General features: G+C 45.6%; 10 protein-coding genes and 1 pseudogene. 7 read left to right on the forward strand and 4 right to left on the reverse strand.

The window, feature by feature from the left end; genetic code table 11:
• Both ACQY6Q_RS10685 and yfcE read left to right on the forward strand, forming a co-directional pair.
• Positions 1-237 (forward strand): annotated as a pseudogene (locus ACQY6Q_RS10685) (hypothetical protein); the annotation flags it as partial.
• A 50-nt stretch (positions 238-287) separates the two neighbouring features.
• Positions 288-833, forward strand: coding sequence for a phosphodiesterase (gene yfcE / locus ACQY6Q_RS10690; protein WP_427981214.1), 546 nt, complete (start codon positions 288-290; stop codon positions 831-833).
• 31 nt (positions 834-864) lie between these two features.
• On the opposite strand, the gene ACQY6Q_RS10695 is transcribed toward yfcE, so the two are convergent.
• Entirely contained in the window at positions 865-1,395 is a 531-nt protein-coding gene (locus tag ACQY6Q_RS10695) for a TonB-dependent receptor (protein WP_427981216.1), read from the reverse strand.
• A 268-nt stretch (positions 1,396-1,663) separates the two neighbouring features.
• On the opposite strand from ACQY6Q_RS10695, the gene ACQY6Q_RS10700 reads away from it, so the two are divergent.
• From ACQY6Q_RS10700 to ACQY6Q_RS10710, 3 genes are all read left to right on the forward strand, one after another.
• The gene (locus ACQY6Q_RS10700; RefSeq protein ID WP_427981218.1) at positions 1,664-2,653 is read left to right on the forward strand and encodes a DUF2333 family protein; all 990 of its coding nucleotides are present in this window, start codon (positions 1,664-1,666) and stop codon (positions 2,651-2,653) included.
• 91 nt (positions 2,654-2,744) lie between these two features.
• Complete coding sequence (locus tag ACQY6Q_RS10705; RefSeq protein ID WP_427981223.1) at positions 2,745-3,050, forward strand: DUF1244 domain-containing protein; 306 nt, start codon at positions 2,745-2,747, stop codon at positions 3,048-3,050.
• 77 nt (positions 3,051-3,127) lie between these two features.
• Entirely contained in the window at positions 3,128-3,814 is a 687-nt protein-coding gene (locus ACQY6Q_RS10710) for a DUF2982 domain-containing protein (protein ID WP_427981228.1), read from the forward strand.
• Positions 3,815-3,817: 3 nt separating this feature from the next.
• Here the strand turns inward: ACQY6Q_RS10710 and lpxM are convergent, their stop codons facing one another.
• The 3 genes from lpxM to ACQY6Q_RS10725 form a co-directional block, all read right to left on the reverse strand.
• Positions 3,818-4,765: a lauroyl-Kdo(2)-lipid IV(A) myristoyltransferase gene (gene lpxM / locus ACQY6Q_RS10715; protein WP_427981231.1), complete on the reverse strand. Its 948-nt coding sequence runs from the start codon at positions 4,763-4,765 to the stop codon at positions 3,818-3,820.
• Positions 4,766-4,854: 89 nt separating this feature from the next.
• Positions 4,855-5,184 carry an antibiotic biosynthesis monooxygenase family protein gene (locus tag ACQY6Q_RS10720; RefSeq protein ID WP_427981233.1) on the reverse strand — a complete coding sequence of 110 codons (330 nt, stop codon included), beginning with the start codon at positions 5,182-5,184 and terminating at the stop codon, positions 4,855-4,857.
• A gap of 64 nt (positions 5,185-5,248) precedes the next feature.
• Positions 5,249-6,256 carry an adenosine deaminase gene (locus ACQY6Q_RS10725; RefSeq protein WP_427981240.1) on the reverse strand — a complete coding sequence of 336 codons (1,008 nt, stop codon included), beginning with the start codon at positions 6,254-6,256 and terminating at the stop codon, positions 5,249-5,251.
• A 144-nt stretch (positions 6,257-6,400) separates the two neighbouring features.
• On the opposite strand from ACQY6Q_RS10725, the gene ACQY6Q_RS10730 reads away from it, so the two are divergent.
• Together ACQY6Q_RS10730 and ACQY6Q_RS10735 are read left to right on the forward strand one after the other, a co-directional pair.
• On the forward strand, positions 6,401-7,150 hold the full coding sequence (locus tag ACQY6Q_RS10730) for an HAD-IIA family hydrolase (protein ID WP_427981235.1): 750 nt from the start codon (positions 6,401-6,403) through the stop codon (positions 7,148-7,150).
• An 18-nt stretch (positions 7,151-7,168) separates the two neighbouring features.
• The coding region (locus tag ACQY6Q_RS10735) for a cation:proton antiporter (protein WP_427981237.1) at positions 7,169-8,531 on the forward strand (1,363 nt) is incomplete at its 3' end.

The following is an 8,531-nucleotide window of genomic DNA, read 5'->3' on the forward strand; positions in this document are numbered from 1 at the left end:
AACAGCAGCGGCAACTTCGCCGAATTCTTTCGTGGTGCCGAGCAGCATTCACAGCAACTCGCTCACTACTACCAGCGCCTTGCCAATGATTTGAACTGTGAATATATTGACGCAGCAGACTATCTAAGGCCAAACCTAGCAGATGGCGTGCATTTCGATGAAACGCAACATAGGGCCTTGGCAAAAGCCCTTGCCGAAAAATTGCTCAGCGACTGTGGCCTACTCTCAACACAATAAACTGATTGGCCTAGCGCTTAGTTGAGCTCGACCAACAATAGGATTGTCTCATGCTTTTTATTTGCTCAGATATTCACGGCGACTACCAAGCCTTACAACTCACCCTCGCGGCCTTTAAACGCAGTGGCGCGTCACACTTAGTCTGCTTAGGCGACGTACTCAATCACGGGCCACGCAACCCGGTGCCACAGCATTACGCACCATTAAAGGTGGCTGAGGCCTTAAACCAAATGGCTGGGCGAATTATTGCGGTGAGAGGGAATTGTGATAGCGAAGTAGACCAAGCGCTGTGTCAATTTCCATTATTAGCAGAATATAACCAGCTATTAATAGGCAAACGAAAGGCGTTTTTGTGTCATGGCCACAACTATGGTCCAAACCAGCTACCGCCGCTAGCCGAGGGCGATATTTTAGTGAGTGGCCATAGCCATATTCCTCAAGCCGAACGTCAAGGCCCGCATTTTCAATTAAACCCTGGCTCGGTGTCCATGCCGCGTCAAGACTGGCCTGCCAGTTATGGCTTAATCACCGAGCAACAGCTCCAAGTATGCCGTCTAGAACAGCCGGAAATCTTGCTCTGCTGTCAGCTCGATTAGCCTAAGTTTTACGGTTTGTTCAGCATACTTATTAACCGCGATAACCAAAGCTGAATATACCGCCGTTAACGCTGCTATTGTAACCAAGAGATAGTGCCCAGTGCTGACTAAAAGCCCAACGCAAGCCCACATCAGCACCCCATTTTTTATCGCGAGTATTATGCCACTGCGCTTCACATTCGGAGCAGTAAAGGCTGATACCGTCGGTATAGTCTGTTGATTCCTCAAGCATGCTAGTACCAAAATACACACTCAAATCATTACTGATGCTATAGCTTAAACCCAGTCTTAACATGCCTAATTCACGCAGTGCTTGTTCTGCATAAGGCCGCTCTAATTGTTGCTGCTGCGACTTAGCGTAAGCCAAGTAATATCCCCAACGAGCATAGTGCTTATCATAATGATTTACCGCTACACTGATGCCTAACATAGGTTCGTCAGGATGCTGATAATCGAGAAAAACAGCAGCCCAAGGTTTGACAGATGAGGACTCCAGTTCGGCTGCTGCAGTGGGCTTGGCCGCGCAAATGCCAAGACTCAGTACAACCCCCAAAAGCAACATGATATTTCTTAAATACACTACTTACACCATCTAATAACGATTTACCTCCATGTAAAATAAATATTTAGCATATTGTGTCAGTACCCACGCTAGAGTTAAACCCTATATTTGCTGCGCCTTTCACTTATTGCGATTTATCACTACTGCCACGTGTTACTAAAGCGCTACCGACAACACGCCAGTGATTCGCTTAAGTTTTTCGATAAGCTGTTGATTAAATTCATCACTTGGCTATGCTGAGAGCATTCATACTGTTGAGGGTTAGCTAATGTTCCAGTTAACAGGTCGCAAACTGGCGATAATTTTCTTTGTTTTATTCATTATTAACTACGTAATTGCCGTTATCTGGAGCAGTGAGCCAGACCGCGTCGACATAAAAAGCTACATGACAGAACAAGCCGCCGCCAACGACGAGCAAATTGTTACCGGTTATGCCACCACTAGTGCACTGATGTTGGTGGCCGAAACACTCATGAACAAACCTGGCGGCTATTTAAGTAATGACAAAATACCTCCCAGTGTACTTATGGACAATATGCCTAATTGGGAGCTTGGGGCACTTAACCAAGTGAGAGATTTGGCGCTAATCATGCGCAAAGACTTTAGCCGCTCACAATCACAATCGGTTGAACATCCTCAACTAAAAATTGCCCAGCCTAAGTTTAATATTGACCACACCAGTTGGCAGCTCCCTAGCGCCGAGCGGGAATATCAAGACGCCATCGATGCGCTAAAAATTTACCGCTCACAACTAGCCAACCCTACCGATCCCAACGCGCAATTTTATGCTCGTGCCGACAATTTGGTTAACTGGTTGAACGAAGTGCAATCACGCCTTGGCAGCATGTCACAAAAGCTCTCAGCGTCGGTTGGTAGAACCCGTTTAAACACCAACCTAGCGGGTGAAGAAGGCGCGGCTCAATCCACCTTCTCTCCATCAGAGAGCTTAGTCAAAACCTCTTGGTGGGAAATTGATGACGTATTTTATGAGGCGCGCGGTGAAGCTTGGGCCTTGTTACATTTCTTTCAAGCTATCGAAATTGATTTTAAAGGCGTATTGGAAAAGAAAAACGCCACCGTTGCAGTGCGTCAAATTGTTCGTGAACTTGAAGCCACACAAGAATCTGTATGGAGCCCAATGATATTAAATGGCACCGGTTTTGGTTTAGTGGCCAACCATTCATTGGTCATGGCCAACTATGTATCGCGGGCAAATGCCGCTATCATTAACTTAAATAACCTGCTCACTAAGGGCTAAGCCCGAGACAGATTAACACTCGACTAAAGCAGCGTTATAACGCTGCTTTTTACTCTTTATCAAGCTTAATACAAGCCTTCAAGGACTAAGCATGGACAAACAACAAGCAATAGAAGCCGCCACCTTTAGACGACTACTGGCCCATTTAGATCAACACAAAGAAGTACAAAACATCGAATTAATGAATTTAGCCGACTTTTGCCGTAACTGCTTGGCTAAATGGATGATGGCAGCTGCTGAAGAACAGGGCGAATCAATGACTTATGAGCAGGCACAAGAAAAGATATATGGCATGCCTTACAGCAATTGGAAAGCCCATCATCAACTGCCTGCTACCGATGAGCAAATGGCGATCTTCAACGCTAAACAGGTGGCCAAGGCTAAACTCAATAATTAAGACACAGCTTACCGGAATAAACGTTTCACTCAGTCGGTCCGTATAGATAACTAACAGCCACTAATGAGGTAAACGCCATGCCTAAGTCGATATGGATAAGAAGCAAAGCCAGCAACAACGCCAAAAGCTTAGTCGCGCTGGGTTCAATACTGGTATTGGCAGGCATTAGCACCTTATATGTACCAGCGATGTTGGTCTCGTTGTTAGCCTCGATATTATTTTTCCTAGCTTATTTGGGGATCCGTATTGGCGTAGAAAAATGGATGCAGCCGGTTTATTCGGTAATCCTGTGTTATGACCATCTCCAGTTCCACCATCGTTATGGCGGTTGGTGCCTACCTTGGCAAGAATTACAACGAATAGATGTGCCTCGTTTGCACGATGGCCTCAATTGGCAAGAAATGAATTACATTGGAATCAGGCTGAAACAACCTGACTTTGTGTTAGACAGCCTCTCTCCTCGTCTCTGCGCTCACCTGCTCACCGAGCAGCGGGCGGCACTGTTAGCTTCCTTAAAACGCAGCTGTAGTCACTGCCAAGGCAGTCAAGTGAGTGAGCATTTAATTGAAGATGATTATTACAAATCAACCAGCGGTAAAATCTACACCGGCTTAAATGGCATGTTTGCCAACCGAATGAAGAAGCTCCGCGAACTCACTGGATATGACTTACTGATTGACCAGACCATTCTTGATCGCGAAGCAAGCGAATTTGTTGCCTTAGTTCGTCGTTATAAAAACCAAGCGCTAGTGGAATACAGCTAAAGGCTAGTAGCGAGGCTGGTCACTGCCTTCAACGGTACGCAATAGTTTCAACGACCACATATACTGCTCAGGTGAGCGAAGGATCAGCTTTTCCACTTCTTGGTTCATTCGCAAAGTATCTTGAGCTACATCCTGACTCGGGAAGTCTTGCATCGGTGGGTGAATATATAACTTCACCTTATGCAACTGGCTGTCATAAGCAGCATAAATAGGAACTACTCTTGCCCCACTAAGTTGAGTCATTTTGCCCAATACCGGCAAAGTGGCTTTTGTGGCAGCAAATAACGGCGTCATTAAGCTCGCCTCTGGTCCAAAATCTTCATCGGGTAAATAAATACACCCATAACCGGCGCGAACCGCTTTAATCAGTGTTTTAATTCCCGCGTCACGTTCAAAGATTACTCCGCCAAAGCGGGTACGTTGTTTAGCCATGACCCAATCAACAATAGGGTCACCGGTTTTTTTGAACATGGTGCACATGTCATGGCCACGGGTACAAAAATAAGTGCCAAGAAAATCCACTGGGTAGGTATGCGGTAACAATACAATGAAGCGTTCATTATTAGCCAGTAGGCTCTGAATATGCTCTTCCCCTTCAACGACGACCCTATTTTGCAAATAGGTTTTTGAACGAACCGTCATCTCCCCAGCGCCCAAAATTAGCTGCACAAATATTTGCACATTCTTCAGCATCAACAGCTCACGCTGCTCGGCGCTCATTTCGGGGAAACACAAAGCAAGGTTGGTATCGGCAATCGCGCGCCGCTTCTTCAAAGCCTTAAGCTTAAATAAGCGATTGGCCAGCGCCACCGCAATACGGTCACGTAACTTTACCGGAATAAAAGCAAATAAAATAAGTAGGCCACCGAGCAACCACGTCCCCCAATATTTGGGGGCCAACCACGCTTTTGAAAAAGAGATTGAAAATGCTTGAGACGCAAACTTAGACATAGCCTACCAATACAGCCTTTAGAATTAATTAAACTGCGCGCCAGTTTACTGAGCTTAAGCGCTAAAGCAAGTAAACTGGACGGGCAAGTTTATATAATCGAGCTTCCGGCATCCAAACTAGTCGATACAAAATGATCTAACTGTGGGGCCATCAATAACGGCTCATCTTGCCATAAAATAGCTTTGCGCATTTTTTGCCGAGCTTCTGCGACCATTGGTTCGCTTTCTTTAGAACGCAGCCAATGTTCCTTGCTTGGCCACTGTGAATAAGAAATCCAAGTGCCGTCAGATGCTTTATGAAGGCGCGAGCCTAAGGCAGCACATTTGTCTATGTTATGGTGAATAATTTCTGACCAGCCTTCTTTAAACGACTGCAGATGCTCTTCATTGAGTTTCCAACGAAACAATACAACAAACATGGTTATCTCCTACGCATTCACTCAATATTTACTATGGCGAGCGCTGCGAAAAACACAAGCTAGCTTAGTTAAACTCGGCTAAGCAGTTGTCAATTAGTTGACTTAACTCTCTTTTTCTCGTTTCACTGGCATAACTTGCTTGCACTGCGGTGTGACATAAATCGGCAATTTGTTGTGCTGTCCAAGCAAACGTTTCGGCGCAGGCCTCTAGGTTTGCCAATAAATAACCGCCAAAATAAGCTGGGTCATCGGAATTAATCGTGACCGCCAAACCTTTATTGAGCATTTCCGGTAACGGATGCTCACTTAAGTTAGACACCACTTTTAACTTTACGTTACTAAAAGGACATACCGTTAACGGCAGTTTAGCCTCAGCTAACTGCGCCACTAAAGCCTCATCTTCTAAGCAGCGCACGCCATGGTCGATACGGCTCACATCTAAAAGCTGCCAAGCGTTTCTCACGTTAGCGGCGGGGCCTTCTTCACCCGCATGCGCCACCCGCTGCAAGCCAAGTTGCTTGGCCATGGCAAACACCCGTTGAAACTTCTCTGGCGGATGTCCTTGTTCACTAGAATCCAAGCCCACGCCAACAATATCAGACAAATACGGCTTAGCGGCTTGCAGCGTTTCAATAGCCGACTCCTCAGATAAATGACGTAGGAAGCATAATATGTATTCGCTACTCACCCCCAATTGCTGATGAGCCTGCTGTTTAGCACGCATTAGACCGTGAATCACCGTACCCATATCGATGCCACGTTCAGTATGGGTTTGTGGGTCAAAAAAGATTTCTGTATGTAATACATTATCTCGCTGACAACTGAGGTAGTATGCCCAAGCCAAATCGAAAAAATCTTGCTCGGTCTGTAGCACTTCCGCCCCTTGATAATACAAATCAAGAAACTCTTGTAAATTATTGAATTGATAAGCTTGTTTTAGCGCATCTACCGAAGAATAAGGCAAGCTGATAGCATTGCGTTCTGCTAAGCTAAACATTAATTCAGGTTCAAGGCTGCCTTCGATATGAAGGTGCAATTCCACCTTGGGGATTTTTTTCACAAATTGTTTAATATTAAGCATCGGGCCTTCCTTATAACCGCTTGGATAATAAAGAATATAATCTATTTGTTGCCAGAAAGTTACTTTTTATCTAGCGCTTTCTGGCCTCACTACGTTACCCTGATGCTGTAAAAAATAGAGTTTTAAGGAAAAACAATGAGTAAAGCCGTTATTTGCGACATTGATGGGGTATTGTTGCACGACAATCAACTGATAGATGGTGCTAAAACCTTTATCGAACGCTTGTTAGCCAACGAAACCAAACTGGTTATTTTAACCAATTACCCCGCACAAACGCCGCAAGACCTACAAAATCGCTTTCAGACGGCGGGTTTAAACATTCCAGAAAGTTGTTTTTATACCTCGGCCATGGCGACAGCCGACTTTTTAAAGCGCCAATCGGGTAATAAAGCCTATGTGATAGGTGAAGGTGCCTTGATTCATGAACTGTATAGCGCGGGGTTTACCATCACCGATATCAATCCCGACTTTGTGATTGTAGGCGAAACCAAAAACTACAACTGGAACATGATTCAGCACGCCGCCAGATTTGTTGCCGAAGGTGCACAATTTATTGCCACGAACCCCGATACTCATGGACCGAATATGAGCCCCGCCTGCGGCGCGTTGTGTGCCCCCATAGAGCGAATCACCGGACGAAAACCCTTTGTAGTAGGTAAACCTAGCGCTTGGATTATGCGAGCAGCACTGAACAAAATGGGCGCCCACGCAGAACACACCTTAATCATTGGCGACAACTTACGCACCGACATTTTGGCAGGCTTTCAAGCGGGCTTGGAAACCATATTAGTCCTGTCCGGCGTGAGTAAAGAACAAGATATTGAAATGGTACCCTTTAGGCCAAACTATGTTTATCCTAATGTGGCTGCCATCGACATAATATAATAAGAAGAACGGGCATTAATGGATATTTCGATACTCATCACTGTTACTTTTTTAGCCGGTTTATTGGCGCATTTAGCGCACCTCCCCCCATTAATTGGTTTTTTAGCGGCGGGCTTTGCTCTGCGAGAAATCGGCTTTGAACAAAATGAGATGATTTCTACCGCCGCCGATCTCGGCGTTACCTTGCTGTTGTTTACCGTGGGTTTGAAGTTAGATATTCGGACCCTGTTTAAACGCGAAGTATGGGGAACCGCTAGCGCTCATATCATTACCAACATGCTATTGTTTATTGGCGTATTGTCGGCGGTAAAATGGATAGGCATTGGCAGCATTAGCGAACTGTCAAGCAACGGTATATCGGTGATAGCCTTCGCACTGTGTTTTTCCAGTACCGTATTCGCGGTTAAGGCGCTGGAAGATAAAAGTGAAATGAATGCGCTGTATGGTCGGGTCGCGATCGGTATTCTGATCATGCAAGACATCTTCGCGGTGGTCTTTCTGGCCAGCACTACTGGAAAACTACCGACCATTTATGCACCGCTATTGTTATTACTATTACCGCTAAGACCATTCCTCTACCGTTTATTAAATCGGGTTGGCCACGGCGAACTACAATTGGTAATGGGGTTCTTCCTCACCTTTGTGGTAGGCGCCCACCTGTTTAGTATGGTGGGTTTAAAAGCCGACCTAGGTGCATTGCTTGTGGGCATGTTGCTAGCCGGACACCCAGCAGCCAGCGGTATGGCTAAAGCCTTATTTAGCTTCAAAGAACTCTTCCTAGTAGCCTTTTTCTTATCCATTGGTTTATCTAGCGAACTGAGTCTCGAATCTATTTATATAGCGCTATTCTTAGTGCTTGTGTTGGTGCTCAAATCAGCCTTTTATTTATTGTATTTACTGACCTTTCGGCTACGTTCGCGCACCGCTTTCTTAGGGGCTCTCAGCTTAGCCAACTACAGTGAGTTTGGCTTGATTGTTACCGCAGTGGCAGTGCATCAAGGCTGGATAGGCAACGAATGGATGGCCATATTGGCGGTAGCGGTAAGCTTAAGCTTTTTGGTGTCGGCCCCCATCCATAAAAATGCCGACATTTTGTATCAGTACCTGCGCCCTCAATTAAAACGCCTGCAACGTAAGAAACTGCACTTAGAAGACCAACCAATTGAATTAGGTCAGATGCAAGTGGTCATTCTTGGTATGGGGCGAATTGGTGAAGGGGCCTACGATATGCTGCAACAATATTACCCCGATTTAGTACTGGGCATAGATACCGACCTAGACAAAATTCAACACCAAATTGAAAGTGGCCGCGCGGTTATTCAAGGCGATGCGACCGACTCCGATTTTTGGGAAAAACTGGCCCCCTCCAAAGACTTAAAGT

Origin of the sequence: Agarivorans sp., from assembly GCF_050295395.1 — a bacterium.
GTDB lineage: Bacteria > Pseudomonadota > Gammaproteobacteria > Enterobacterales > Celerinatantimonadaceae > Agarivorans.

What these genes read in the sequence shown, in the direction of transcription:
- yfcE (WP_427981214.1), top strand. Translation starts at nt 288, where the DNA reads ATGCTTTTTATTTGCTCAGATATTCACGGCGACTACCAAGCCTTACAA.
- ACQY6Q_RS10695 (WP_427981216.1), bottom strand. Translation starts at nt 1,395, where the DNA reads ATGTTGCTTTTGGGGGTTGTACTGAGTCTTGGCATTTGCGCGGCCAAG.
- ACQY6Q_RS10700 (WP_427981218.1), top strand. Translation starts at nt 1,664, where the DNA reads ATGTTCCAGTTAACAGGTCGCAAACTGGCGATAATTTTCTTTGTTTTA.
- ACQY6Q_RS10705 (WP_427981223.1), top strand. Translation starts at nt 2,745, where the DNA reads ATGGACAAACAACAAGCAATAGAAGCCGCCACCTTTAGACGACTACTG.
- ACQY6Q_RS10710 (WP_427981228.1), top strand. Translation starts at nt 3,128, where the DNA reads ATGCCTAAGTCGATATGGATAAGAAGCAAAGCCAGCAACAACGCCAAA.
- lpxM (WP_427981231.1), bottom strand. Translation starts at nt 4,765, where the DNA reads ATGTCTAAGTTTGCGTCTCAAGCATTTTCAATCTCTTTTTCAAAAGCG.
- ACQY6Q_RS10720 (WP_427981233.1), bottom strand. Translation starts at nt 5,184, where the DNA reads ATGTTTGTTGTATTGTTTCGTTGGAAACTCAATGAAGAGCATCTGCAG.
- ACQY6Q_RS10730 (WP_427981235.1), top strand. Translation starts at nt 6,401, where the DNA reads ATGAGTAAAGCCGTTATTTGCGACATTGATGGGGTATTGTTGCACGAC.